Origin of the sequence: Streptococcus gwangjuensis, from assembly GCF_028156745.1 — a bacterium.
Taxonomy (GTDB): domain Bacteria; phylum Bacillota; class Bacilli; order Lactobacillales; family Streptococcaceae; genus Streptococcus; species Streptococcus gwangjuense_A.
The window spans coordinates 106,496-131,970 of sequence record NZ_JAODJG010000039.1; the positions used below are offsets into that span (position 1 = coordinate 106,496).

The 25,475-nt window shown below is 41.2% G+C and carries 24 protein-coding genes; 7 read left to right on the top strand and 17 right to left on the bottom strand.

Going from position 1 to position 25,475, the window contains the following annotated elements; translation table 11 throughout:
• Positions 1-2: 2 nt before the first annotated feature.
• The 12 genes from N5909_RS08675 to pbp1b all read right to left on the bottom strand — a co-directional run bounded on the left by N5909_RS08675 (position 3) and on the right by pbp1b (position 9,944).
• Positions 3-956 carry a class I SAM-dependent methyltransferase gene (locus N5909_RS08675; RefSeq protein ID WP_271631140.1) on the bottom strand — a complete coding sequence of 318 codons (954 nt, stop codon included), beginning with the start codon at positions 954-956 and terminating at the stop codon, positions 3-5.
• A gap of 60 nt (positions 957-1,016) precedes the next feature.
• Positions 1,017-1,604: a class I SAM-dependent methyltransferase gene (locus N5909_RS08680; RefSeq protein ID WP_020902381.1), complete on the bottom strand. Its 588-nt coding sequence runs from the start codon at positions 1,602-1,604 to the stop codon at positions 1,017-1,019.
• A 32-nt stretch (positions 1,605-1,636) separates the two neighbouring features.
• The gene (comGG, locus tag N5909_RS08685; RefSeq protein ID WP_033681096.1) at positions 1,637-2,050 is read right to left on the bottom strand and encodes a competence type IV pilus minor pilin ComGG; all 414 of its coding nucleotides are present in this window, start codon (positions 2,048-2,050) and stop codon (positions 1,637-1,639) included.
• Positions 2,028-2,489, bottom strand: a complete 462-nt coding sequence (gene comGF / locus N5909_RS08690; protein ID WP_033681095.1) for a competence type IV pilus minor pilin ComGF — start codon at positions 2,487-2,489, stop codon at positions 2,028-2,030. The genes comGG and comGF overlap by 23 nt, the downstream gene beginning before the upstream one ends.
• On the bottom strand, positions 2,452-2,754 hold the full coding sequence (gene comGE, locus N5909_RS08695; RefSeq protein ID WP_265182511.1) for a competence type IV pilus minor pilin ComGE: 303 nt from the start codon (positions 2,752-2,754) through the stop codon (positions 2,452-2,454). Before comGE ends, comGF begins: the two co-directional genes overlap by 38 nt.
• Positions 2,717-3,121: a competence type IV pilus minor pilin ComGD gene (gene comGD, locus N5909_RS08700; protein WP_033681091.1), complete on the bottom strand. Its 405-nt coding sequence runs from the start codon at positions 3,119-3,121 to the stop codon at positions 2,717-2,719. The genes comGE and comGD overlap by 38 nt, the downstream gene beginning before the upstream one ends.
• On the bottom strand, positions 3,114-3,440 hold the full coding sequence (comGC, locus tag N5909_RS08705) for a competence type IV pilus major pilin ComGC (RefSeq protein WP_033681087.1): 327 nt from the start codon (positions 3,438-3,440) through the stop codon (positions 3,114-3,116). Before comGC ends, comGD begins: the two co-directional genes overlap by 8 nt.
• A gap of 1 nt (position 3,441) precedes the next feature.
• Positions 3,442-4,458 carry a competence type IV pilus assembly protein ComGB gene (gene comGB, locus N5909_RS08710; protein WP_080709463.1) on the bottom strand — a complete coding sequence of 339 codons (1,017 nt, stop codon included), beginning with the start codon at positions 4,456-4,458 and terminating at the stop codon, positions 3,442-3,444.
• Entirely contained in the window at positions 4,406-5,347 is a 942-nt protein-coding gene (gene comGA, locus N5909_RS08715; RefSeq protein ID WP_271631141.1) for a competence type IV pilus ATPase ComGA, read from the bottom strand. Before comGA ends, comGB begins: the two co-directional genes overlap by 53 nt.
• A 75-nt stretch (positions 5,348-5,422) precedes the next feature.
• On the bottom strand, positions 5,423-5,788 hold the full coding sequence (locus N5909_RS08720; protein WP_000286406.1) for a DUF1033 family protein: 366 nt from the start codon (positions 5,786-5,788) through the stop codon (positions 5,423-5,425).
• A 149-nt stretch (positions 5,789-5,937) separates the two neighbouring features.
• Positions 5,938-6,996, bottom strand: coding sequence for a zinc-dependent alcohol dehydrogenase family protein (locus N5909_RS08725; RefSeq protein ID WP_033681081.1), 1,059 nt, complete (start codon positions 6,994-6,996; stop codon positions 5,938-5,940).
• A 497-nt stretch (positions 6,997-7,493) separates the two neighbouring features.
• Positions 7,494-9,944 carry a penicillin-binding protein PBP1B gene (pbp1b, locus tag N5909_RS08730; protein WP_271631142.1) on the bottom strand — a complete coding sequence of 817 codons (2,451 nt, stop codon included), beginning with the start codon at positions 9,942-9,944 and terminating at the stop codon, positions 7,494-7,496.
• A 140-nt stretch (positions 9,945-10,084) separates the two neighbouring features.
• On the opposite strand from pbp1b, the gene tyrS reads away from it, so the two are divergent.
• The gene (gene tyrS / locus N5909_RS08735) at positions 10,085-11,341 is read left to right on the top strand and encodes a tyrosine--tRNA ligase (protein ID WP_120719262.1); all 1,257 of its coding nucleotides are present in this window, start codon (positions 10,085-10,087) and stop codon (positions 11,339-11,341) included.
• A gap of 53 nt (positions 11,342-11,394) precedes the next feature.
• A complete protein-coding gene (locus N5909_RS08740) occupies positions 11,395-12,243 on the top strand; it encodes a methyltransferase domain-containing protein (RefSeq protein WP_120719261.1) in 849 nt (282 codons plus the stop codon).
• A gap of 111 nt (positions 12,244-12,354) precedes the next feature.
• Here the strand turns inward: N5909_RS08740 and N5909_RS08745 are convergent, their stop codons facing one another.
• The 3 genes from N5909_RS08745 to malQ all read right to left on the bottom strand — a co-directional run bounded on the left by N5909_RS08745 (position 12,355) and on the right by malQ (position 16,607).
• Positions 12,355-12,561, bottom strand: coding sequence for a hypothetical protein (locus N5909_RS08745; RefSeq protein ID WP_120719260.1), 207 nt, complete (start codon positions 12,559-12,561; stop codon positions 12,355-12,357).
• A gap of 244 nt (positions 12,562-12,805) precedes the next feature.
• On the bottom strand, positions 12,806-15,064 hold the full coding sequence (glgP, locus tag N5909_RS08750; protein ID WP_271631143.1) for a glycogen/starch/alpha-glucan family phosphorylase: 2,259 nt from the start codon (positions 15,062-15,064) through the stop codon (positions 12,806-12,808).
• A gap of 25 nt (positions 15,065-15,089) precedes the next feature.
• On the bottom strand, positions 15,090-16,607 hold the full coding sequence (gene malQ / locus N5909_RS08755) for a 4-alpha-glucanotransferase (RefSeq protein ID WP_271631144.1): 1,518 nt from the start codon (positions 16,605-16,607) through the stop codon (positions 15,090-15,092).
• A gap of 478 nt (positions 16,608-17,085) precedes the next feature.
• Between malQ and N5909_RS08760 the strand changes: the two genes are divergently transcribed.
• The 5 genes from N5909_RS08760 (at position 17,086) to N5909_RS08780 (ending at position 22,661) form a co-directional block, all read left to right on the top strand.
• A complete protein-coding gene (locus N5909_RS08760) occupies positions 17,086-18,357 on the top strand; it encodes an extracellular solute-binding protein (protein ID WP_033681071.1) in 1,272 nt (423 codons plus the stop codon).
• A gap of 110 nt (positions 18,358-18,467) precedes the next feature.
• Positions 18,468-19,760, top strand: a complete 1,293-nt coding sequence (locus tag N5909_RS08765; RefSeq protein ID WP_033681070.1) for a carbohydrate ABC transporter permease — start codon at positions 18,468-18,470, stop codon at positions 19,758-19,760.
• Position 19,761: 1 nt separating this feature from the next.
• Entirely contained in the window at positions 19,762-20,604 is an 843-nt protein-coding gene (locus N5909_RS08770) for a sugar ABC transporter permease (protein ID WP_271631145.1), read from the top strand.
• Positions 20,605-20,864: 260 nt separating this feature from the next.
• A complete protein-coding gene (locus tag N5909_RS08775) occupies positions 20,865-21,665 on the top strand; it encodes a DUF1189 domain-containing protein (protein ID WP_033681069.1) in 801 nt (266 codons plus the stop codon).
• 9 nt (positions 21,666-21,674) lie between these two features.
• Positions 21,675-22,661, top strand: a complete 987-nt coding sequence (locus tag N5909_RS08780) for a LacI family DNA-binding transcriptional regulator (RefSeq protein ID WP_271631146.1) — start codon at positions 21,675-21,677, stop codon at positions 22,659-22,661.
• Positions 22,662-22,690: 29 nt separating this feature from the next.
• On the opposite strand, the gene N5909_RS08785 is transcribed toward N5909_RS08780, so the two are convergent.
• On the bottom strand, positions 22,691-23,632 hold the full coding sequence (locus N5909_RS08785; protein WP_271631147.1) for a YitT family protein: 942 nt from the start codon (positions 23,630-23,632) through the stop codon (positions 22,691-22,693).
• Positions 23,610-25,373 carry an aspartate--tRNA ligase gene (gene aspS / locus N5909_RS08790; protein ID WP_084887285.1) on the bottom strand — a complete coding sequence of 588 codons (1,764 nt, stop codon included), beginning with the start codon at positions 25,371-25,373 and terminating at the stop codon, positions 23,610-23,612. The genes N5909_RS08785 and aspS overlap by 23 nt, the downstream gene beginning before the upstream one ends.
• Between the last annotated feature and the right edge of the window lie 102 nt (positions 25,374-25,475).

Below are 25,475 nucleotides of genomic sequence, written 5' to 3' on the forward strand. Positions count from 1 at the left end.
TTTTATATTTCAGTACCTTGAGTCCATTTTTGAAAATTTTCTTTAAATTTCATTAAAACACTTGCATCTTGCAGGCTAGCAAGTAGATAAACAAAAGGCTCTACTGCTATTTCACTTTTCTTCTGTAGGATAAAAATAGTCTTAGATTGTTTGGCGCTAGCAAAGAGATTTTCAGGCAGACTAATCATGGCAACCAGACTTGCCTCTTCTTTCAACCAGCCTTTCAACAAGTTACTTTGAGGACTGGTCAACAAATCACTCGGAGCGAGAAAAATAGCGTATCCGTCTGACTTGAGATACTTTAGACCTTGTTCCATGAGCAAGTGATGGGCGTAAGTATGTTCTTGGCTAGAAGCAACTTGATGGCGCGACGCAACGGCATCATCAGGATAATAGCCGACAGGCAAGTCGCTGATGACCACATCGCTTTCTTTGAGCATTTGTGGACGAACGGCATCTCCTTGGACAAAGCCAGCCTGCAAACCAATTACATCTGCCATGCTAGCTGCCAGATCAATCAGCAAATCATCCACTTCCATTCCCAAGTAATCCACCTTTTTATCAAGCGAGGTCAAGAAAGTAGCTCCCAGAATTCCCATGCCAGAACCCATTTCGAGGATAGTGATTTCCTCCTCTTTAAACAGCTCTTCCACAATAAACACCAAAAGTAAAGCAATGGCATCTGGTGTAAACTGGTGATTGGCCTGTAGGGGTTCTGTCTGCCCAGCCTTCATCAAGAGAAATTGATAGGTCTTGAGCCATTCTTCTTTGCGTAGTGCTAAGCGTTTAAGGGCCTGATTGTTCTCCTTGACCTGCTCTAACTCAGTCTCACCATCCAAATAGATGCTGTTTTGCTCCACCAAGGCGTCATAAAAGTTGGTTGCCAAATCACTTTGGATAACTTGGACATTCTCTAGTAAATACGTATAAGCTTGTTCAATTTTTTCAAAATCCATATTCCTATCTTATCAAATTTCCCTTCTTTTTTCCATCCTTATAGAAAAATCACTCCCTGACTAGGCGAGTGATTTTTGGGCTACTGTTAAAAAGAGTTCTGAATAATTTCCTTGAAACAGGTCTTCAGCGCTATAGAGGATCTGACTATGCACAGATGAAAAGCCATGCTCAATTAGCTGTTTTTCCAGTTCAGCTAAATCAAATCCATGATGATTAGCCTCTGTCTTGGTAAAATCAGCAAGTAGGAGTTGTCCGTCTTCCTTCAAATGTTGATGAAACAGTGAAAGAGCCGCATCCAAATCAGGCATATGGTGAAGAACTCGACAAACAACAATGAGGTCAAACTCTTGCTCCAAGGGTTTTTCCAGTAAATCTTGCTCCAAAAACTGGATATTCTTGATGTCTTGCTGTTCCGCTTTCAAACGAGCTTGCTCCAGCATTTTCTCCGAAATATCCACCAATGTTACAGACTTGGCTTGTTTGGCCAGAGGCAAGGTTAATAGACCCGTTCCTCCACCGAAATCCAGAATTTCTTTGTCTGATAGAAGATCAATTTGTTTCTCGACCGCCTGACAAACCAAATTTGCGAGGAAGATGTTTTTGGGCGAATCAAAAGTTTCTGCTTTGTGGTTAAAATCGTGTTTCATGCTTTTAGTTTAGCACAAAGTAGCTGAATTGACTAGGAATTCTCTTTCTTTTCAAGCTTCTCTTCTGATTTTTTCTTCTCCGCTTTTTCACTTGAATCAGTCACTAACTTTTCCTTTTTATCCGTTTTCTCTTCTTTTATTTTGACTGAAGGAAAGATGAACTCATATTGACTCTTAGGCGTACGAACCCTTGTCACCAAGCTTGTTTTCTTATTTTGATAGCTCACCTGACCCAGATTAAAGGCCTGTTCCCCACTTTCTTGCTCAACCTTATCTTTCGTTCGTTTGGCCATAGCAAAAGCAACCAACTTTTCTTTATTCAAAGCATAGTCTTGATAGTGGGCGACCTGTCGGTTCAAGTAAAATTGTAACAAAAGACTAAAGATAGCTGCCATGGTGACTGCATAGAGGAGAACACCTGCCTTAACTTTCTTCTTTTTCCACACGATAGATGAACTCCCTTTCTAAGCCTTTTTGGAATTGGAAACGAAAACGCACCACTTGATTCTCCTCTGTAATCTGTGCGGATTTGAGCCCATAAACCATAGGCTGATAGCCTCGTCCACTGGCATCGGTTTTCCGAAAATCATCCGATTTTGACTTACCTATAGCGATATCCTTGCCATCCTGCTTCATATAGAGGCGATTGCCCTCCACTTTTTCGAACTGCGAACGATCTAATTCTACCTCCAACTGGTCCACAAATAAGAGCCACTCTTTTTGCTCACTTTGCTGCTGATAGCGAACTTCTGAAATGAGGAGCTGACTCATGGCTTGAAAGAGGAGTAAGCTTCCACTGATGACAATGAGGGCAATCAAGGATTCCAACAAGGTGAAAGCCTTGACTTTATGGCTCTTTGATCGCCAACAACTGTTCTGAACCATGGTAAACCTCCAATCCTTTTTCACTAGAAAACACCTGAATCTCAACTCCGTTGATGTTTACATGATTTTGACCTGTCTGCAGAGCCATCTTAGTTACCCGCAAGACTTCTTCCTTTTGCAAGATTTTTGCTTCTTCTTGCCTATTTTTTTGAACTTGTCCCAAAAGGAGGGTCGCAATGCTGGCAAAGATAGCTAGAGCAACTACTGCTTCCAGTAAAATCACTGCCCTAATTTTTTGTTTCCTGAATGCGTTTAATTTTTCCATTTCCTAGATATAATTGATAACGAATCGCTCCTTTACTAGTCTGAAATTCAACCTTAGCCAGGGACGAATTGCCCCCAGCTCGGTCAAATGTAATACTTTGTCCCGATGGTGCCTGAATTCCTTTAGGAACTGTCAACTTTTGACTACCATTGCTAATCGTCTGCCCATTCAAGTTTAGACTAGTCTTTTGCTGGCTGGCTACACTGCGTTTTTGGGTTTCCCGATAGAGTTCTTCAAACTCCATAAAGAAAATCTGCTCCTCTACCGCCGCAAAAGTGGATTGGACAGAACCGGATAAGCCCAAGGCAAGGATACTCACAAGTCCCAAAACCAAGAGGCTTTCCAGCATGGTAAAGGCCTTAATCATTGACTTTACGATTTGCTCCTCCGTTTTTAGTATAGTATTCATTATATGCTTTAGCCTGTTCAGGAGTAATACGCCCATCTGCTTGTAACTTGCTTAGGCTAGCATCTTCATTTTTATCCAAGCTATAAAGCTCTGCCTGGCTTTCTACCACCTTCACAACAGCAGCTTTTCCTTTGTCATTGACTACTTCTTTTTGCTTGGTCAGATTAGGTACAAAGAGCAAGAGAAGTACGCTGATAATCAGCAAGACCACCAACATTTCCACAAGCGTAAAAGCCTTCACTTTCGCTTTTTTCAAGAATGTCATCATTTTTTTCATGTTAAAAATTTACCTCCATATTTTGATACATGGGCATGAGCATTGCCGCATAAAGTAAAACGATAATCAGGGCCACAAAGATAAAAACCATTGGCTGCACCAAATTCATGGTGCGATTGACTCGGGTAAAAAAGGCTTCCCAAGTCTTTTCCGCATAGATTTCCAACTCACTCCCCAGCTTGGACTTGACTTCCCCATACTCGATGATGAGACTCAATTCCCTCCTAAAGAAAGGATAGGTTCCTATAGTTTGAGAAAACTCACGACCATTTTGGAGAGCTTGAGCTAAGTCTTGACCGATTTCTTTAAAGAGCTGGGAACCTTGTTCCTGCATCATCTGAAAAATCTGCGTCAGCTCCATTCCCTGCGAAATCATATTCCCCCATTCACGCGCATAATAGGCTGTCAAATAGGTCTGCACAAAGATTCCAAGAAAGGGAAGGCGTGCTAAGATAGAAAAGACGCGCATCTTAGAACTTCTTTTATAGAAAGTTACTGCTAAAAAGGCAAGTACGGAAACAAACCCTACCATGCCTAGAAAGATTTGTGGCAGATTGCCGATAATATGGGTGGCAATATTGCTACTATCCAGTTGTGGTAGCAAGTAGTTACGTAGTCCCAACATAATTAAGAGAAGAAATCCCAGCAAAATCAAAGGATAGGTCGCTACTTCAATTAATTTTTTCTTGACCTTGGCTAGATTGTCTAGATATTCTTCTATCTTTCCCAAACTCAGATGGAGATTTCCATGAACCTCAGCTAGAGATAACTGCGTGACAATGGCACTTGAAAATCCCAAACTTTCCATCATTTCTGAGAATGATTTCCCCTGAGACAAGCCCGTGCGCATCTGGGTCACACACTGCTTGTCCAACAAAGCACTCCTATCTAAAAAGGAGATAGTCTCCACCAGATGAAAACCGCTGGAAAAGAGATTGTTAAACAAGGTAATGATATTTTTTTGCTTAGCTGTAGCTAATTTTTTCTGTTTCAGCCTGATGACTTGTGATATGTCCATTTTTAAGAAGTTGGTCAATCTGTTCATTCCAGCTAGTTGGCTGGTGTGCTTGATAGTCTTTGTTTGCAAAGTCAACGATTCCTCCTCCCCCGATTAATCTTTGATAGCATACTCCTTGTAGAACGACTGCCAATTCCTCCTCACTCACACCCAACTCCAGCAGGCGTTCATAAACACCTCTGATACTCTTGGCGTGAATAGTTGAAAAGACTGTCGCCCCTGTCAGACTGGCTCTAACCACTGCACGCGCCGTCTCTCTATCCCGAATTTCTCCGATAATCAAGAGATCAGGACGATGACGTAGGGAAAGTTTGATGAGATTTTCATAGGTTAGTCCGATTGCTTCGTTCAACTGCAACTGGAGCATGTCGTCCTGCTTGATTTCTACAGGATCTTCGATGGACATGACTTGTTTCCCCTTAAAAAGGGACTTAGCTAATTCGTGCATCAGGGTTGTTTTGCCACTTCCGACTGGACCAGCAAAGAGATAGAGACCACGTTGCCTGTACTGCTTGCCCAATTCATCAATATCCTGAAACCAAAAATGCAAATCCTGCTCCTCATCATGCAACAAGCGAATCACTAAACTCTCATGTCCTCGATAATCACCTACAGTAGATAGACGTAAGGACGCCATCTTCTGGTCATAGGCATAATCACAGGAACCAAGTTGACTACGTCGCTTTTCTCCAACATTCATACCCGCCACAAACTTAAAGTGACTGATGACAGCCGCAAACTTTTCAAAATCATAAGAATCGATTTTACAGCGCTCGTCTCCTACCCTCATATGAAGCTCATAGGCGTCTAACTTGGGGACAAAATAAATGTCTTGCGCCCCTTTTTTCCGAGCCGAACGAATGATTTCTTGTGCAATTTCTTGAACCATACTTACCTCCTCACCTATACTATTCGCAAAGAGTTGGAAAAATAAAAAAAGCAACTCCAAAAAGTTACTTTTTCTCTAATTTAATTTCATACGGCAAGAACGATGCCTTTCCTTACCTGTTTGTTTTTCATAGCCTGGGCGTAGTTTTTCATCTGGAATAACCTGCTCGTCCTGCAAAAGAGCCAAAGAATGGTATTGTTGTAAATACTCGTCACATTCATCACACCAGCGTTGGTCTTCTGGATCCCAGAAAATGGTCATCAAGTCACTTCTACTTTTATAAAGAGGGGATTCTTGTTCCAATCTAAACCAGCAAGTTTTATAGTATTTGAGAGCATCATAATACTGGTCAAATTTCTTACTAGCTACAATATCTTCTTCCCAACCTTCTAAGAACCACCAAGGTTCAAAATCTCCATACATTTCTATAACACGATACATCTTCATACATTCCTTTGTACCGTATATTATAACTAATTCCGCCAGACAAGAAAAGAAATATGCTCATTTCTTAATTTCAAGATAAAAAATCCAGCCATCTGATGATGACTGAATTTCTATTTGCTTATGTGATAAAAATTTTTCGTTTCCTAAGCTTCTGAAATATCATTTTCGATAATGACCTTAATCGCATGGTGGTCTGCTGCCTTACTGAAGACTTCATAGGCTTTTTCAATTTCACTAAGTTTGAAATAGTGAGTTACCAATTTTTCTGGTTCAATCTTATGACTTTCAAGTGCTTTCAACAATTGTGGAGTTGTATTTGTAGATACCAAACCAGTTGTTACATTGATGTTGCGAATCCAAAGTTTATCCAAGTCGAATTCAACTGGTTTACCATGCACACCACAGTTGGCAACTGTTCCGTCTACACCGATAATCTTTTGACAGAAATCAAATGTTGCAGGAATACCAACAGCTTCGATAGCAACATCCACACCACGACCATCTGTCAAATCATAAATTTCTTTAATGGCTTTTTCAGGGTCTAAAGAATTAACCTTATGAGTCGCACCAAATGATAGGGCAGTTTCCAAACGGTTATCGTCTAAGTCCACCATAATCAATTTGGCTGGTGAATAGAATTGAGCTGTCAAAAGAGCTGCTAAACCAACTGGACCTGAACCAATAATGGCTACGCTGCAACCAGGTTCTACTTTCCCTTTCAAGACACCAATTTCATATCCAGTCGGTAGAATGTCTGATAGCATAACCAAGGCTTCATCTGACAAATCTTCTGGAGTGTGGTAAAGAGTGTTATCTGCATGAGGGACACGTAGATATTCAGCCTGCATACCATCAATCAAGTGACCGAAAATCCAGCCTCCTTCGTCTTCACAGTGGGCATAAATCCCTTTTTTACAGTAGTAGCATTTACCACAGGCACAGACACAAGAAATCAAGACCTTGTCGCCTTTTTTGAAGTTCGAAACTCCTTCTCCAACTTCTTCAACAATCCCAATCCCTTCGTGACCAAGAATGGTACCACTTTGACAAGCGGGAACATCCCCTTTGATAATATGGAGGTCTGTTCCACAAATAGTGGTTTTTACGATACGCACAATAGCGTCTGTTGACTTGCGAATAACTGGTTTATCTACATCAACAAAAGAAGCAAGTCCTGGTTTAACATAAGTATAGGCTCTCATAAAGCAATCCTCCGTTTTTTTATTTGTACTATTTTCAATACAATTGTAAGCCTTTTCATTTGTTTGTTCAAGTTTTTTTGTGATTTTTTTAACTTTTTTATTTACCAGTAAAGCAATGCAGATAAAAAGCAGAAGCTAGTATGCTTTCATTCTTAACAAAGAGAAACTTCACTACTGCAGAAGAACTTTCGATTAACATAAAACGATTAAACAGAGACGATATTACTGATAGATGGAGAATATTCTTCTGTATCATTGAAACACTAGGACATCCAAAACAATTGCACTTTCAGTAAATTTCTATACTAAAATTACGAATAATCTCTGCAATATTATCTAGGTTGCAATATATATTAGACATTTTACTAACAATTTTTATAATAGCTTTTGTCTTTAAGAGCATAATAACGGCCTTGCTTCTCACTTAACGAGATTCAAGACCGTTATTTAAGATTTTTATTTTACACTTGAAAAAGAGAGGTTTCTATTTTATAGTTCTATCTTCTGCTATCTGATTGTGTAGATGATGAACTTGATGTACTGCTTGAAGTATTACTTGAGCTTGGTGTAGATGAGAAACTACCAATAATACTTGACCAAGCGTTTTGGTAATCTGCTTCACTTCCTCCAATAGCAAAGTGATAGCTTGTCGTAGGAGCTCCCGTCTTGGTAGCCCAATAGCTCGTTACAGTAGAACCTGAAAGATCCACTGTTCTTCCATTAACGGATACTTTGCCAGGTTTCTGCCCTGTTGATCTGAGGACCTGAGATTGAGTCACACTAGAATCAAGATTAAAGCGTTCATTGCCCCAAACACCAGGCTCAGCCTGTTGGATAGCATTGACCAAGTGGGCCATATATTTGGCATTTCGATAATGCCCAGCCCCCTTAGCCATTGGGTGGTTGTCATCGTGGCCTAGCCAACCACCTAGAGTCAAGCTTGGTGTCGAAAGCATGAGCCACATATTTTCATCCTCGTTGGTTGTACCAGTCTTACCAATCCAGTCTGCACGAGCTAAGCTTGAATTGATAGAAGCCAAATCCGTTTGGAAACTTGAAGTGATCCGAGATGAAATCACCTCACGAAGCAAACTCTGCATAATCGTTGCTGTTGCCTTCGAGTACACTTGAACTGGTTTGTCTTGGAATTCATAGATTACTGTCCCATCAGATGATTCAATCTTAGAAATCACATGTTTCTGATGGTAAACACCGTTATTGGCAATTGTTTGATAACCATTGGTATGCTGGGCGACTGTAACTTCAATACCACCGCCCATAGGCAGACTTTCGATACCGTACTCTGGAATCTCGTAACCCATTTTTTCCATATAGCTCTTAACATCGACACCTTTTTCACGAAGCATGCGATAGGTCCAATAGGCTGGAATATTCCATGAATAGTTTAAAGCATCACCCAAATTGACCATATCTGTGCCTTTACTACTACCATGCACAATCGGACTACCATTGGCAAAATTTGTAGGATAATTTGACAATATGCTAGCACTTCCCATCAAACCTTGGTCAATGGCAATTCCGTAGGCCAGCAAAGGCTTGGTTGTAGAGGCTGGCGAACGCTTGGTGTCAAAGGCGTGATTGTTTTGATTAGTCTGGTAATTACGACCACCAACAAAACCTAGAACAGCCCCCGTTTGATTGTCCATCAAAACATTCCCTACTTCAGGCTGCCCAGTCGAATCATCTACCAAATGACCATAGTTAGCAACTGCATTTTGCATGGCCGCATGGATTTTTTTATTAATCGTTGTCGTGATTTTGTAGCCGCCGTTACTTAATTCCTGCTCAGCTCTCTCATGATAAGCCTTTCGAATCGCTTCATTTTTCAACTCTTGGCTCGAAACATTGTCCTGTCGAACTAAATAATCATACATACGGTCTGTCGCTTCAGCCATAGCTGTAAAGTAGAGATAATCCCTCGAAACAACATTGACAGTTCCTGATGGCAAGAAGTCTTGTTTGAGATTATAATCCTTGTACTGATCGTATTCTTCCTGAGTCAGAGCACCCGTACGGTACATGTTGTAGAGAACATCCTTGGCCCGCTTCAAACCAAGTTCTAAGTCTTCATCACTCTTTAACTCTCCAGTATTTTCATAAGGAGAATAAGTAATCGGACTCTGTGGCAAACCTGCTAGGAAGGCAGCTTGGGGAATACTCAACTTTTTGGCATCGATACCAAAAATCCCTTCAGCAGCTTGCTGGGCACCTGCAATATTCTGCCCTTTATGATTTCGACCAAAGGGAGCAACATTGAGATAAGTCGTCAAGATTTCATCCTTACTCATGCTACGTTCCAAGGCAAGGGCATCAACAATTTCTGTAGCCTTACGAGCCAAAGTCGGAGCATCTCCGACCACTTGTTGCTTGATTAACTGTTGGGTCAAGGTCGAGCCCCCGCTAGATGAGCCCAAACCTGCAAAAGTTCCCAAAGTCGCCCGAATCACAGCTTTTGGCACAACCCCGTTATGTTCAAGAAAATGTTCATCCTCAGTAGCAACGATAGCCTTTTTGAGATTGTCCGATATTTCCTCAGATGAAACAGAAGTTCGCAGTAGGTCGCTCTCGATAGAAGCAATGACACTCCCATCTGCATAAACAATTTCTGAGATGGAAGAAATATTTTTAACCTGCTTAACCAAGTCCTCCGATTGGGGAACCTTGGCCTTGTCAAACAAAGCAACTCCATAACCAAGAGCTACACCAGCACCAAAAAGCCCACCGATAAAGCCTAGAATAAAGAGAGTATTCAAAATTCCCTTAATAGCAACTAAAATGCTACCTAGGATAGCCAGAACTTTCCCACCTGTCCCATCCGACTTTTTCACTTCTGAGACTTTCTCTGATTTTCTATGATTTATTTTTGATTTTACTCGCTGGAAAAATTCCAGCATTTTTCGTTTTAATTCATTTAATTGATTTTGCATGGATTTCCTCACTCTATCTATTATACCATAAAAGGTAAACTTTCAATAAAATAGCTACTTTCTTCCCTATTCTACTAGGCTATTGCTCAAGTTTGTGATACAATAGGTAGAAACAATATTTTATAAAGGAGAAAAGACACATGCACATTTTTGATGAGCTAAAAGAGCGTGGTTTGATTTTTCAAACGACTGATGAAGAAGCTTTGCGTAAAGCCCTAGAAGAAGGTCAAGTTTCTTATTATACTGGCTATGATCCAACTGCTGACAGCCTTCACCTAGGCCACCTTGTCGCAATCTTGACAAGTCGTCGCTTGCAGCTAGCAGGTCACAAACCTTATGCGCTTGTTGGCGGTGCTACAGGTCTCATCGGAGATCCGTCCTTCAAAGATGCTGAACGTAGTCTCCAAACAAAAGACACAGTAGATGGCTGGGTCAAGTCTATCCAAGGACAACTTTCTCGTTTTCTTAACTTTGAAAATGGCGAAAACAAGGCTGTCATGGTCAACAACTACGACTGGTTTGGCAGCATCAGCTTCATTGACTTCCTCCGTGATATCGGAAAATACTTCACTGTCAACTACATGATGAGCAAAGAGTCTGTTAAAAAACGGATTGAAACAGGAATTTCATACACTGAGTTTGCCTACCAAATCATGCAAGGTTACGACTTCTTCGTTCTTAACCAAGACCATAACGTAACGCTTCAAATCGGTGGTTCTGACCAGTGGGGAAATATGACAGCTGGTACTGAATTGCTTCGTCGTAAGGCTGACAAGACTGGCCACGTAATCACTGTTCCATTGATCACAGATGCAACTGGTAAGAAATTTGGTAAATCAGAAGGAAACGCCGTCTGGCTCAATCCTGAAAAGACTTCTCCATACGAAATGTACCAATTCTGGATGAACGTTATGGACGCTGACGCTGTTCGCTTCTTGAAAATCTTTACTTTCTTGTCACTTGATGAGATTGAAGACATCCGCAAACAGTTTGAAGCAGCTCCACACGAACGCTTGGCTCAAAAAGTCTTGGCTCGTGAAGTCGTAACACTTGTTCACGGTGAAGAAGCTTACAAAGAAGCCCTCAACATCACTGAGCAACTCTTTGCAGGAAACATCAAGAACCTTTCTGTCAAAGAACTCAAACAAGGACTTCGTGGAGTACCAAACTACCAAGTACAAGCAGACGAAAACCACAATATCGTGGAACTCCTCGTGGCATCTGGTGTGGTTAACTCAAAACGCCAAGCCCGTGAAGACGTCCAAAACGGAGCTATCTACGTCAACGGTAACCGCATCCAAGACCTTGACTATATCTTGAGTGACGCTGATAAGTTAGAGAACGAACTGACTGTTATCCGTCGCGGGAAGAAGAAATATTTCGTTCTTACATATTAAAAAGAAGACTGGGGGCATTTGCCATCCAGTCCTTTTTTTGCTAGACTTAAACTATGAATACAAATCTCAAACCCAAACTTCAGCGTTTTGCTTCTGCGACTGCCTTTGCCTGTTCGATCTGTCAAGAAAATCTGACTCTTCTAGAGACTAGTCTCAAGTGCTGCAACCGTCATTCTTTTGACCTGGCAAAATTTGGCTATGTCAATCTGGCACCTCAAATCAAGCAATCTGCTAACTACGACAAGGAAAACTTTCAAAACCGCCAACAAATCCTAGAAGCTGGCTTTTATCAGGCTATCTTAGAGGCTGTATCTGACTTGCTAGCCAGTTCAGAAACTAGCACCACAGTCTTAGATATCGGTTGTGGCGAAGGTTTCTATTCTCGCAAACTCCAAGAAAGTCATCCTGACAAAACCTTCTATGCCTTTGATATTTCCAAAGATTCCGTCCAAATCGCTGCCAAGAGCGAACCCAACTGGGCAGTCAATTGGTTCGTTGGTGACTTAGCTCGTCTTCCTATAAAAGACGCTAGCATGGATATCCTGCTTGATATCTTCTCACCTGCCAACTATGGAGAATTTCGTCGCGTTTTATCCAAAGACGGCATCTTGATAAAGGTTATCCCAACGGAAAATCACCTCACAGAAATTCGTCAGAAGGTACAAGACCAGCTGACAAACAAGGATTATTCTAATCAAGATATCAAGGAGCATTTCCAGGAACACTTTACCATCCTATCTAGTCAAACTGCCTCTCTGACTAAAACTATCACAGCAGATCAGCTCCAAGCCCTACTCAGCATGACGCCCCTACTCTTTCACATCGACCAGAGCAAGATTGACTGGAGTCAACTGACAGAGATTACCATTGAAGCTGAGATTCTGGTTGGGAAAGTACTGTAATTGGCACATAAAAAGAAACCGCATTTCAAGAAGATATGCGGTTTTAAATTGCAATTTTTAAACTATCTATCCGAAAAATTTAGGAAATTTACCAATTCTAAGTTCTAATCTTTATTTTCGATTCGAAATAAAAAACTTATCAATAAATAGCAAGTGAAATAAGGCAAGTGTAATTCCAAATAAGCACCCATGATAAGAGATTTCTTGATGAGTAAGCGGAAAAAGAGTATCATTACCCATCAAGAGGCATGTTAAAATAACAAATAGAATCCAAAATAAATCTGTCCATTTATATTTTAAAAAATATTTTTTCCACATAAGAACACCTTCTTTCCTATAATCATATTATAATACTTTGTGTAAGCGGATGCAAGGAATTTGAGGTGATTTTTAAGTAGATTTCGAAGCTGAAAGACAGTAAAAACCAGCATTTCTAGGCCTTCACTGCATCTAGAATTTCTCTATTTTTAGACAAAATTGACCCAAATCCACAGCATTCAAAAAAGCGAATTTCGATTGAAATTCGCTTTATAGGAAAGTGTATTAGTATAAATCTTGTAACTTAGTTCAAGTGCCAGATATCTTCGTTGTACTGAGCGATTGTACGGTCAGATGAGAAGAATCCTGCTTTAGAAATGTTAACAATGACTTTATCCAACCATGCGTCACGGTCTTCGTAGTCAGCCAACATTTGTTCTTTAACCTTGATGTAGTCTTCCAAGTCAAGAAGAGTCATGAACCAGTCTTTGTTGATTAATTCATTGTAAAGACGTTCCAAGCGTTCTTTGTTTCCAGCTGCAAGAACTGCATCGCTAACGATGAAGTCAACCAATGGTTTGATAGCTTCACGAGCGTAGAATTCGCTTGATTTGTATGCTGCTTTATCGTAAAGGTCGATAACAGTTTCTGAATCTTCACCAAAGATGTAGATATTTTCGTCTCCAACCAATTCAGCGATTTCCACGTTAGCACCGTCCATAGTACCAAGAGTCAAAGCTCCGTTCAACATGAATTTCATGTTACCAGTACCTGAAGCTTCTTTAGAAGCAAGTGAGATTTGTTCTGAGATATCACACGCTGGGATAAGGAAGCTTGCTGCAGTAACGTTGTAGTTTTCAACCATTACAACTTGCAAGTGTGGAGCTACTGCTGGATCGTTAGCAATAACTTCTGACATGCAAAGGATCAAGTGGATGATGTCTTGAGCGATTGTGTAGGCTGGCGCTGCTTTACCACCAAAGAAGATTGTGATTGGGCGAGCAGGGATGTTACCAGCTTTGATGTCAAGGTATTTGTGGATTACGTACAAAGCGTTCATTTGTTGGCGTTTGTACTCGTGAAGACGTTTGATTTGGATATCAAAGATAGAGTTTGTATTGATTTCCACACCTTGATGTTCTTTCAAGTGACGTGCCAATTTACGTTTGTTGTGAGCCTTGATGCTTTCCAATTTTTCTTTGACAGCTGCTTTATCTTCATAAGACAAGAGTTTTTCAAGCTCATCTGCTTCATGGTGCCAACCTTCTCCAATAATCTCATCCAAGTAGTGAGATAGTCTTGGGTTGGCATGCATGAGCCAACGACGGAATGTAATACCGTTTGTTTTGTTGTTGAATTTTTCTGGGTAAAGGTCGTAGAAGGCTTTCAACTCAGAGTTCTTCAAGATTTCAGTGTGGAGTGCTGCTACCCCGTTAACGCTGTATCCGTAGTGGATATCCATGTGAGCCATGTGAACACGTCCACTCTCGTCGATGATTTGAACAGCTGGATCTTTGTATTCTGCTTTCACGCGACGGTCCAATTCTTCGATGATTGGTACCAAGTGAGGAACCACTTCTTGCAAGAATTCAAGAGGCCATTTTTCAAGGGCTTCAGCAAGGATTGTGTGGTTAGTGTAGGCAGTCATACTACGAACGATTGAGATTGCTTCATCAAGATCGATACCACGAGCAGTCAAAAGACGGATCAATTCAGGGATAACCATTGATGGATGAGTATCGTTGATTTGTACAACTGCGTAGTCAGCAAGGTCATGCAAGTTGCTTCCTTTTTCGATTGCTTCGTCAATGATCAATTGCGCACCATTTGAAACCATGAAGTATTGTTGGAAGATACGGAGCAATTCACCTTGACGGTCACTATCATCTGGGTAAAGGAAAAGAGTCAAGTTTCGAGCGATATCTGTTTTATCAAAGTTGATACCGTCTTTAATGATTGAAGAATCAACTGAATCCAAGTCAAACAAACGCAAGCGGTTCTTAGTTTCTGTCTTGTAACCAGGTACATCGATATCGTAAAGAGTTGATGTCAATGTGAAGTGAGCAAATGGTACTTGGTAGCTACGGCTTGAGCGAACCAACCAGTTTTGCTCTGTCAACCATGCATTTGGAATTGTTTCTTGTTGGTTGTTTTTAAGAACTTGTTGGAATAGACCAAAGTGGTAGTTAAGACCAACACCGTCACCGTTTAAACCAAGAGTAGCAATTGAGTCGATAAAGCAGGCAGCCAAACGTCCCAAACCACCATTACCAAGAGATGGTTCCAATTCAACTTCTTCTACTTCGATCAAGTCTTTACCTGCAGCTGCAAGTTCTTTTTTAACATCATCGTAAAGACCAAGGTTGATCAAGTTGTTTGACAAGAGTTTACCAATCAAGAACTCAGCTGAGATATAGTAAACTTTTTTCTTACCAGTGTTAACTGGTTTTTTGCTACTTGCAAGCTTGCTATAGTTAAGAAGAGCCAGGTAAAGCTCTTCATTGCTACATTCTGCAATGGTTTTATTGTAACGATTCTGTACAAATTCTTGTAGTGATAACATGTTTAAGGTGTCTCCTGATATTGTATTATTTCTTTAATTCTACCAAATTTTCATTGATTCGGCGATAGATTGTTGTCAAGTCAAGCAAGCCTTCCTCGACAGCTGGTGTCAATTGATCTTCAGTCATACGCCAAGACCAGTTTCCACCAAGGGTAGATGGGAAGTTCATACGAGCTGCCTCATCCAATTCTAGCAAATCTTGCATAGTTGCAATTGCCATGAAGCTAACTGATGAAAAGACTGTACGAAGCATAGCATGTGGCACTGTTTCGTATTCTTTACGGTTAGTGTAGCGCGCCATGTATTCACGAGTTGCATCATCGATCTCGTTACGGTACCAACCAAGAACCGTATTGTTATCGTGTGTTCCTGTGTACATTACTGAGTTAGCAGGTGCCAAGTGTGGGCTATCGATGCTTTCGTCTTCTGGGTTGAAGGCAAATTGAAGAATCTTCATTCCTGGGAAGCCAGTACGTTCACGCAATTCGATCACTTCGTCTGTCATGAAACCAAGGTCTTCTGCGATGATGTTTAGCTCGCCAAGTTCTTCCTTAACAGCTGCAAAGAGCTTGTAGCCAGGACCTTTGACCCACTCACCAGGTGCTGCTGTATCAGAACCAGCAGGGATTTCCCAGTAAGATTCGAAACCACGGAAGTGGTCGATACGAACGATGTCATAGATTTTAAAGCTTTCACGCAAGCGTTCAATCCACCATTTGTAGCCGTCTTTGTCCATTGCTTCCCAGTCATAGATTGGGTTACCCCAAAGCTGACCAGTTGCAGAAAATTCATCTGGTGGGCATCCTGCGATGCAAGTAGCCTTACCGTTGACATCTGTCTTGAAGAGATGTGGATTTGCCCACATATCGCTTGAATCTTCCGCTACATAGATTGGCATGTCCCCAACGATTTCGATGTGGTTGTCGTTAGCATAAGCTTTCAATTTCAACCATTGTTGGAAGAAGAAGTATTGAGTCACACGGTGGTAAACCAACTTGTCTGCCAATTGCTCACGGTAGCTTTCAAGGGCTGAAGCTTTACGAGCACGAGCATCTGCATCTGGCCATTCAGTCCAAGCAAGATTGTCAAAATGCTCTTTAATAGCCATATACTCTGCAAAGAGTTCAAGCCATGATTGGTTGTCTTGAGCAAATTTCTCAAAATCTTTAACATCTCCTACTTCTAAGAAGCGTTTCACAGCTTTTTCTAAAAGAGGACGACGTGCATAGTAGATTTTTGCATAATCAACTTCAGACGCATCACTACCAAAGTCAACCCCTTCAAGGTCACTTACTTGCAACAAGCCTTGTTCCACCAAGATATCCAAATCGATGAAATGAGTGTTCCCTGCGAAGGCTGAGAAAGATTGGTAAGGAGAATCTCCGTAACTAGTTGTTCCTAGTGGAAGAATTTGCCAGTAACGTTGTTTTGTGCGAACCAAGAAATCAACGAAGTCGTAAGCACTTTTACCAAATGATCCGATTCCGTATGCTCCTGGAAGAGAAGAAATGTGCATCAACACACCACTTTGACGTTTTTTCATAATAAGCACCTCATGTGTTTATAGTTAGATATTACATTTTTATGAACGCAAACGTTTGCGCTATTACTAGTATAGCTCATTTTCTTGATAAATGCAAGCGGTTATAAATAACTTTTTTGATTATTTTTTTAATTTTTTTCTTCTTACTCGTATATATATCCTTTCAGGAAACAAACAAAATAGGAATAAGGGTTTCACTTATCTCATTAAGCAAAAATAAAGTGAGAATCCTCCCTGCTTTCCATTTGTAAATTAGGCAATCGTTTTCTCAACTTTTTTAAAAAAATAAAACAAAAGCGATTTTTAGATTTTCTACTATTATATGACGATAAAGCGTTTTCTTTTTTCTACAATTTTTTTAAAAATTTTTACAAAAAACACTTGCAACCGCTTTCCAATTGTGCTATACTAGTCCCATAAAGGAAAACGTTTGCGTTTCCTCATTATAAAATTTGTTATTCTTTAGGAGGAATACACTATGTCATCTAAATTCATGAAGAGCGCTGCTGTGCTTGGAACTGCTACACTCGCTAGCTTGCTTTTGGTAGCTTGCGGAAGCAAACCTGCTGAAAAAGCTGCTGATGCTGGTTCATCTGAAGGTAAAGAAATCACTCTTTACGTTGAAGACCAATACAAAGCTTTTGCTGAAACAGTTGCTAAGGCTTATGAAAAAGAATCAGGAACAAAAGTTAACATCAAATCTGGTGACCAACTTGGTGGTCTTGACAAACTTTCTCTTGACAACCAATCAGGTCAAGCTGCTGACGTTATGATGGCTCCATACGACCGTGTAGGTAGCCTTGGTACTGACGGACAACTTTCAGAAGTGAAATTGAGCGATGGCGCTAAAACAGATGATAAAACTAAATCTCTTGTAACAGCTGCTGACGGTAAAGTTTACGGTGCTCCTGCGGTTATCGAATCACTTGTTATGTACTACAACAAAGACTTGGTAAAAGACGCTCCAAAAACTTTTGCTGAATTAGAAGAACTTGCTAAAGATAGCAAATACGCATTCGCTGGAGAAGATGGAAAAACTTCTGCTTTTCTAGCTGACTGGACAAACTTCTACTATGCATACGGACTTCTTGCTGGTAACGGAGCTTATGTATTTGGCGATAACGGTAAAAATCCTAAAGACATCGGTCTTGCAAACGAAGGTGCTATCGCAGGTATCAACTACGCTAAATCTTGGTATGAAAAATGGCCTAAAGGTATGCAAGATGGTACAGCTGCTGGAAACTTAATCCAAACTCAATTCCAAGAAGGTAAAACAGCTGCTATCATCGATGGACCTTGGAAAGCTCAAGCATTCAAAGATGCTAAAGTAAACTACGGTGTTGCAACTATCCCAACTCTTCCAAACGGAAAAGACTACGCAGCATTCGGTGGTGGTAAAGCTTGGATCATCCCATCAAGCACTAAGAACCTTGAAGGAGCACAAAAATTTGTAGACTTCCTTGTTTCAACTGAACAGCAAAAAGCCTTCTACGATGCAACTAACGAAATCCCAGCTAACACTGAAGCTCGTTCATACGCTGAAGGTAAAAACGATGAGTTGACAACAGCTGTTATCAAACAGTTCAAGAACGCTCAACCAATGCCAAACATCTCTCAAATGTCTGCAGTTTGGGAACCAGCTGCTAACATGCTCTTTGACTCTGTAAGTGGTAAGAAAGATGCTAAAACAGCTGCTAACGATGCTGTGACATTGATCAAAGAAACAATCAAACAAAAATTTGGTGAATAAAAAATTTGTTCAAGGGGGGTGGAATTCAAATCCCCCTTTGAATTTATCAACAAAAAACATATATAGTTTAGGTTTTGATTAGAAACCAGTATCCTATGAAAGGAGTTATTATGGAAAAGCAACAACCTAGTAAAGCAGCCCTGCTGTCTATCATTCCTGGGTTAGGACAGATTTACAATAAACAAAAAGCCAAAGGTTTTATCTTCCTTGGTGTAACTCTTGTATTTGTCCTTTATTTCCTAGCACTTGCATCCCCTGAATTAAGCAATCTCATCACTCTTGGAGACAAGCCAGGTCGTGATAATTCCCTCTTCATGCTGATTCGTGGTGCCTTCCATTTAATCTTTGTAGTCGTTTATGTACTCTTTTATTTCTCAAATATCAAAGATGCACATACTATCGCAAAACGTATCAACAATGGAATTCCAGTCCCACTTACGCTAAAAGATATGATCAAAGGAATCTATGAAAATGGCTTCCCTTACCTCTTGATCATCCCATCTTATATTGCCATGACTTTTGCGATTATCTTCCCAGTTATCGTAACCTTGATGATTGCCTTTACCAACTACGACTTCCAGCACTTGCCACCAAACAAATTGTTGGACTGGGTTGGTTTGACCAACTTTACGAACATCTGGAGTTTGAGTACCTTCCGTTCTGCCTTTGGTGCCGTTCTTTCTTGGACTATCATCTGGGCTTTGGCTGCCTCAACTTTACAGATTGTGATTGGTATCTTCACAGCTATCATTGCTAACCAACCATTTATCAAAGGAAAACGTATCTTCGGTGTTATTTTCCTTCTTCCTTGGGCTGTTCCAGCCTTCATCACTATCTTGACATTCTCAAACATGTTTAACGATAGTGTCGGTGCTATCAACACTCAAGTCTTGCCAATCTTGGCTAAATTCCTTCCTTTCCTTGATGGTGCTCTTATTCCTTGGAAAACAGACCCAACTTGGACTAAGATTGCCTTGATTATGATGCAAGGTTGGCTTGGATTCCCATACATCTACGTTTTGACTTTGGGTATCTTGCAATCTATTCCTAACGACCTTTACGAAGCAGCTTATATTGACGGTGCTAATGCTTGGCAAAAATTCCGCAACATCACTTTCCCAATGATCTTGGCCGTTGCGGCACCTACTTTGATCAGTCAATACACCTTCAACTTTAACAACTTCTCTATCATGTACCTTTTCAACGCTGGAGGACCTGGTAGTGTCGGTGGTGGAGCTGGTTCAACCGATATCTTGATTTCATGGATCTACCGTTTGACAACAGGTACATCTCCTCAATACTCTATGGCGGCAGCTGTTACCTTGATTATCTCTATCATTGTCATCTCAATCTCTATGATCGCATTCAAGAAACTACACGCATTTGATATGGAGGACGTCTAAGATGAATAACTCAATTAAACTCAAACGTAGACTGACTCAAACCCTTACCTACCTCTACTTAGTTGGCCTTTCAATCGTGATTATCTATCCACTTTTGATCACTATCATGTCTGCCTTCAAGACTGGTAACGTAGTAGCCTTTAAACTAGACAGCAACGTCGACTTTAGTTTTGCTAACTTCCAAGGGCTCTTCTCTGAAACCTTATACGGTACTTGGTACCTCAACACTTTGATTATCGCCTTGGTTACCATGGCGGTTCAAACAAGTATCATCGTACTTGCTGGTTATGCTTACAGTCGTTACAACTTCTTGGCTCGTAAACAAAGTTTGGTCTTCTTCTTGATTATCCAAATGGTGCCAACCATGGCCGCTTTGACAGCCTTCTTCGTTATGGCACTTATGTTGAACGCCCTTAACCACAGCTGGTTCCTCATCTTCCTTTATGTTGGTGGGGGTATCCCGATGAATGCTTGGTTGATGAAAGGTTACTTCGATACGGTGCCAATGTCTCTAGACGAATCTGCAAAACTAGACGGTGCAGGACACTTCCGCCGCTTCTGGCAAATTGTTCTTCCACTTGTTCGCCCAATGATCGCTGTGCAAGCTCTCTGGGCCTTCATGGGACCTTTCGGGGACTACATCCTCTCTAGTTTCTTGCTTCGTGAGAAAGAATACTTTACTGTTGCCGTTGGTCTCCAAACCTTCGTTAACAATGCGAAAAACATGAAGATTGCCTACTTCTCAGCAGGTGCTATCCTCATCGCCCTTCCAATCTGTATTCTCTTCTTCTTCCTACAAAAGAACTTTGTTTCAGGACTTACAAGTGGTGGCGACAAGGGATAATTTATCCCCGCCACCCTTTTTCATTTTATACTCTTCGAAAATCTCTTCAAACCACGTCAGCTTTATCTGCAACCTCAAAGCTGTGCTTTGAGCAACCTGCGGCTAGCTTCCTAGTTTGCTCTTTGATTTTCATTGAGTATTAGCGATTGCTACTGTAAATAATATCCTTGTATCAAGCAATTTGTCTCCTAGACTTGAAATAAAGCACATTTCTCTATATAATAATACTCATATAGAAAACACCTTTTAGAAAGATACAAATGCTCCCATATCCATTTTCATATTTTTCAAGTATTTGGGGATTTCGTAAGCCCCTGTCCAAACGTTTCGGACTCAACTGGTTTCAGCTTCTCTTTACCAGTATCTTCCTTATCAGCTTATCTATGGTCCCCATTGCTATCCAAAACAGCTCGCAGGAGACTTATCCGCTAGAAACCTTTATCGATAATGTCTATGAACCATTGACAGATGAGGTTGTCCAGGATCTCTCTGAACACGCTGCAATTGTTGATGGCAAATTAACTTATACAGGCACAGCTAGTCAAGCGCCTTCTCTTTTAATCGGTCCAAGTCAAAGCAAGGAATTACCTAAGGACTTGCAACTGCATTTCGATACGAATGAGCTCGTCATCAGCAAGGAAAGTAAAGAGTTGACACGCATCTCTTACCGAGCGATTCAGACTGAGAGTTTCAAAAGCAAAGACAGCTTGACACAAGCGATTTCTAAAGACTGGTACCAGCAGAATCGTGTCTATATCAGTCTCTTCCTAGTTCTCGGAGCAAGCTTCCTCTTTGGTTTGAATTTCTTCATTGTCTCTCTAGGAGCTAGTCTTCTCCTTTATATCACTAAGAAATCACGCCTCTTTTCATTTAGAACCTTTAAAGAGTGCTACCATTTTATCTTGAACTGTTTAGGATTACCAACTCTGATTACGCTTATTTTGGGATTATTTGGCCAAAATATGACAACCCTGATTACTGTACAAAACATTCTTTTTGTTCTATATCTGGTCACTATTTTTTATAAAACGCATTTCCGTGATCCAGATTACCATAAATAGGAGATTTTTATGCCCGTTACGATTAAAGACGTGGCCAAGGCTGCTGGTGTTTCGCCTTCAACTGTAACCCGTGTTATTCAAAATAAATCAACCATTAGCGACGAAACAAAAAAACGCGTTCGCAAGGCTATGAAGGAGCTCAATTACCACCCCAACCTCAACGCTCGTAGTTTGGTAAGCAGTTATACCCAAGTTATCGGCTTGGTCCTTCCTGATGACTCAGACGCCTTCTATCAAAATCCTTTCTTCCCATCTGTCCTCCGTGGTATCGCCCAAGTCGCTTCTGAAAATCACTATGCTATTCAGATTGCAACAGGTAAAGATGAAAAAGAGCGCCTTAAAGCTATTTCACAGATGGTTTACGGTAAACGTGTGGATGGTTTGATTTTCCTTTATGCCGAAGAGGAAGATCCCTTGGTCAAACTGGTCGCTGATGAGCAGTTCCCCTTCCTCATCCTAGGAAAATCCATTTCACCCTTTATCCCTCTTGTCGATAATGACAATGTCCAAGCCGGTTTTGATGCAACCGAATATTTTATCAAAAAAGGCTGCAAACGAATTGCCTTTATTGGAGGGACGAAGCGACTCTTCGTAACGCAAGACCGTTTAACAGGCTATGAGTCCGCCCTCAAACAACACCAACTGCCTATTGATGGAAATTTGACCTATTTTGCAACAGAGTTCCTAGAAGAAAAAGGGTATCAGTTTAGTAAACTCCTCTTTCAGCATGATCCGCAGATTGATGCTATCATTACAACCGATAGTCTCCTAGCTGAAGGGGTCTGTGACTACATCGCTAAGCACCAACTGGATGTCCCCGTTCTCAGCTTCGACTCAGTCAATCCCAAGCTCAACTTGGCGGCCTATGTTGATATCAACAGCCTAGAACTTGGTCGTGTTTCCCTTGAAACCATCCTCCAGATTATCAACGATGCTAAAAGCAATAAACAAATTTGTTACCGTCAGTTAATCGCCCACAAAATTATCGAAAAATAAAAACCAGCTCGCGCTGGTTTTTTTAGTTACTAATTATCTGTTTCAACGAACCGTCCCAAAATATGAACATTCTCCGAGACAGAGACAAAGGCGCTTGGATCCACCTGTTTCATAATCTGTTTAAATTCATTAAACTCTGCACGGGTAATGACAGTGATTAAAACTGGCTTTCTTTCGTGATTATAGGTTCCTTCTGCATCGTGGATCATGGTTGCTCCGCGGTGCAATTTTTTATGGATTTTTTCAATTACTTTATCTGGATGATTGGTCACAATCATGGCCTGCATACGTTTTTGCTTGGTAAAGACTGCATCTGTCACACGGCTAGAGACAAAGATGGTAATCATAGAGTAGAGAGCGTATTTCCAACCAAAGGTCAAACCTGCTATCAGCATGATGGTTCCATTTACCAAGAAAGAAATACTACCGACATTCTTACCTGTTTTCTTGCGAATAGTCAGACTAACGATATCTGTCCCACCACTGGAGATATTGTTTCGAAGAGCAAAACCAATCCCCAAGCCCATAACAACACCCCCAAAAAGGGCATTGATAATGGGATCCTCCGTTAAGGTCGCTACAGGGACAAACTGGATAAAGAAGGAACTCATGGACACCGTGATAAAGGTAAAGACGGTGAACTTATGGCCAATCTGATACCAAGCCAAAACCATCAAAGGAAAATTAATGGCGTAGAAGGTTAGCGAAATCGGAATATGAAAACCAAACCAGTGATTACTCAAGGCAGAGATAATCTGTGCCAGACCTGTCGCACCACTCGAATACACATGCCCTGGTTGGAAAAAGAAATTGACCGCTACTGCTGATAGAAAACCATAGACCAAAGAGGCCGAAATCTTTTCGTCATATTTTTCGCGAGAGATACTTTGTAAGACACGTAAAATTTTTATCTGATAAGCAAAGCGGCGCAGATAATAGCGCCACCGCTTAATTCGTTTTGCTTGTTTCATCTTCTTCTACTTGTAAGCTGAGTTCCTCTAGTTGTTTGAGAGCTACTGTTGAAGGAGCTTGTGTCATTGGGTCAGTTGCCTTGTTGTTCTTAGGAAAGGCGATGACTTCACGGATATTTTCTTCTCCTGCTAAGAGCATGACAAATCGGTCAAGCCCGATAGCCAAACCACCGTGTGGTGGGAAACCATAGTCCATGGCTTCAAGAAGGAAACCAAACTGGTCATTGGCTTCTTCAGCTGAGAAACCAAGAGCCTTGAACATGCGTTCTTGAAGGTCTTTTTGGTTGATACGAAGGCTACCACCACCAAGCTCATAACCGTTCAAGACGATATCGTAAGCAATAGCACGAACCTTAGCCAAATCGCCTTCTAATTCGTGAGCAGTCTCTTCCTGTGGAAGTGTGAATGGATGGTGGGCGCTCATATAGCGACCTTCTTCTTCAGACCATTCAAACATTGGCCAGTCAACCACCCAAAGGAAGTTGAATTTATCGTTATCAATCAAGCCAAGCTCTTTGGCAATACGTCCACGAAGGGCACCAAGAGTTGCATTGGCCACTTCAAGCGTATCCGCCACAAAGAGAACCAAGTCCTTATCTTCAAGAGCAAGCGCTGTTGTCAATTCTGCTTGGATGCCAGTCAAGAACTTAGCAACTGGTCCGTTTAATTCTCCATCAACTACCTTGACCCAAGCAAGACCTTTGGCACCGTACTGTTTGGCTACTTCCGTCATCTTGTCGATGTCTTTACGTGAATAGTTGTCCGCAGCTCCTTTGACTACAATTGCTTTTACAGCAGGTGCTTCTGAAAAGACTTTAAAGTCCACACCTTTGACCACTTCTGTCAAGTCCTGAAGCAACATATCAAAACGAGTGTCAGGTTTATCAGAACCGTAAAGAGCCATAGCATCATCGTATTTCATACGAGGGAATGGCAACGTTACTTCGATACCTTTTGTTTCCTTCATCACGCGCGCAATCAAACCTTCTGTGATATCTTGGATTTCTTGCTCAGTAAGGAAGGATGTTTCCAAGTCGACCTGGGTAAACTCAGGCTGGCGGTCTCCACGTAAGTCTTCATCACGGAAACATTTGACGATTTGGTAGTAACGGTCAAAACCAGCATTCATCAATAACTGCTTAGTAATCTGTGGACTTTGAGGAAGCGCGTAAAAATGCCCTTTATTAACACGAGATGGCACCAAATAGTCACGCGCCCCTTCAGGCGTTGACTTAGAAAGGAATGGTGTCTCCACGTCGATAAACTCCAACTCATCCAAGTAGTTGCGGATAGAGTGGGTCACCTTAGCACGAAGTTTAAGATTTTCCAACATTTCTGGACGACGAAGGTCAAGGTAACGGTAACGCAAACGCGTATCGTCATTGGCCTCAATGCCATCCTTAATCTCAAATGGTGTTGTCTTAGCTGTATTAAGCACGGTCAGAGCTGTCACGTTTAACTCAACTGCACCAGTTGGCAACTTATCATTGGCTTGCTCACGCGCAGCGACCTGACCAGTCACCTCGATAACAAATTCGCTACGAAGGCTTTCAGCTGTTGCCATAACCTCTGCAGATACTTTTTCAGGGTTGATAACCAACTGCATGATTCCTTCACGGTCACGAAGGTCGATAAAGATCAAACCACCAAGGTCACGACGACGGCCTACCCATCCTTTCAAGGTTATTTCTTGTCCGATGTGTTCCTCACGAACACGACCAGCATACATACTACGTTTCATGTTTTCTCTCCTCTTTTATTCTGTTACTATTTTACCATAAAAGCGCAGGCTCTTCATGAAAATCATCAGAAAAGTTTGCCTGTCTTAAAAAATCAAGTGAAG

Excerpts from the sequence above, each read along its gene's own strand:
- pbp1b (WP_271631142.1), bottom strand. The coding sequence starts at position 9,944 with ATGCAAAATCAATTAAATGAATTAAAACGAAAAATGCTGGAATTTTTC.
- glgP (WP_271631143.1), bottom strand. The coding sequence starts at position 15,064 with ATGTTATCACTACAAGAATTTGTACAGAATCGTTACAATAAAACCATT.
- N5909_RS08725 (WP_033681081.1), bottom strand. The coding sequence starts at position 6,996 with ATGAGAGCCTATACTTATGTTAAACCAGGACTTGCTTCTTTTGTTGAT.
- comGF (WP_033681095.1), bottom strand. The coding sequence starts at position 2,489 with ATGGTTCAGAACAGTTGTTGGCGATCAAAGAGCCATAAAGTCAAGGCT.
- N5909_RS08770 (WP_271631145.1), top strand. The coding sequence starts at position 19,762 with ATGAATAACTCAATTAAACTCAAACGTAGACTGACTCAAACCCTTACC.
- comGC (WP_033681087.1), bottom strand. The coding sequence starts at position 3,440 with ATGAAAAAAATGATGACATTCTTGAAAAAAGCGAAAGTGAAGGCTTTT.
- N5909_RS08775 (WP_033681069.1), top strand. The coding sequence starts at position 20,865 with ATGCTCCCATATCCATTTTCATATTTTTCAAGTATTTGGGGATTTCGT.
- N5909_RS08740 (WP_120719261.1), top strand. The coding sequence starts at position 11,395 with ATGAATACAAATCTCAAACCCAAACTTCAGCGTTTTGCTTCTGCGACT.
- N5909_RS08745 (WP_120719260.1), bottom strand. The coding sequence starts at position 12,561 with ATGTGGAAAAAATATTTTTTAAAATATAAATGGACAGATTTATTTTGG.
- N5909_RS08785 (WP_271631147.1), bottom strand. The coding sequence starts at position 23,632 with ATGAAACAAGCAAAACGAATTAAGCGGTGGCGCTATTATCTGCGCCGC.
- malQ (WP_271631144.1), bottom strand. The coding sequence starts at position 16,607 with ATGAAAAAACGTCAAAGTGGTGTGTTGATGCACATTTCTTCTCTTCCA.
- comGE (WP_265182511.1), bottom strand. The coding sequence starts at position 2,754 with ATGGAAAAATTAAACGCATTCAGGAAACAAAAAATTAGGGCAGTGATT.
- N5909_RS08760 (WP_033681071.1), top strand. The coding sequence starts at position 17,086 with ATGTCATCTAAATTCATGAAGAGCGCTGCTGTGCTTGGAACTGCTACA.
- aspS (WP_084887285.1), bottom strand. The coding sequence starts at position 25,373 with ATGAAACGTAGTATGTATGCTGGTCGTGTTCGTGAGGAACACATCGGA.
- tyrS (WP_120719262.1), top strand. The coding sequence starts at position 10,085 with ATGCACATTTTTGATGAGCTAAAAGAGCGTGGTTTGATTTTTCAAACG.
- comGB (WP_080709463.1), bottom strand. The coding sequence starts at position 4,458 with ATGGACATATCACAAGTCATCAGGCTGAAACAGAAAAAATTAGCTACA.
- N5909_RS08765 (WP_033681070.1), top strand. The coding sequence starts at position 18,468 with ATGGAAAAGCAACAACCTAGTAAAGCAGCCCTGCTGTCTATCATTCCT.
- comGA (WP_271631141.1), bottom strand. The coding sequence starts at position 5,347 with ATGGTTCAAGAAATTGCACAAGAAATCATTCGTTCGGCTCGGAAAAAA.
- N5909_RS08680 (WP_020902381.1), bottom strand. The coding sequence starts at position 1,604 with ATGAAACACGATTTTAACCACAAAGCAGAAACTTTTGATTCGCCCAAA.
- comGD (WP_033681091.1), bottom strand. The coding sequence starts at position 3,121 with ATGATTAAGGCCTTTACCATGCTGGAAAGCCTCTTGGTTTTGGGACTT.
- N5909_RS08720 (WP_000286406.1), bottom strand. The coding sequence starts at position 5,788 with ATGTATCGTGTTATAGAAATGTATGGAGATTTTGAACCTTGGTGGTTC.
- N5909_RS08675 (WP_271631140.1), bottom strand. The coding sequence starts at position 956 with ATGGATTTTGAAAAAATTGAACAAGCTTATACGTATTTACTAGAGAAT.
- N5909_RS08780 (WP_271631146.1), top strand. The coding sequence starts at position 21,675 with ATGCCCGTTACGATTAAAGACGTGGCCAAGGCTGCTGGTGTTTCGCCT.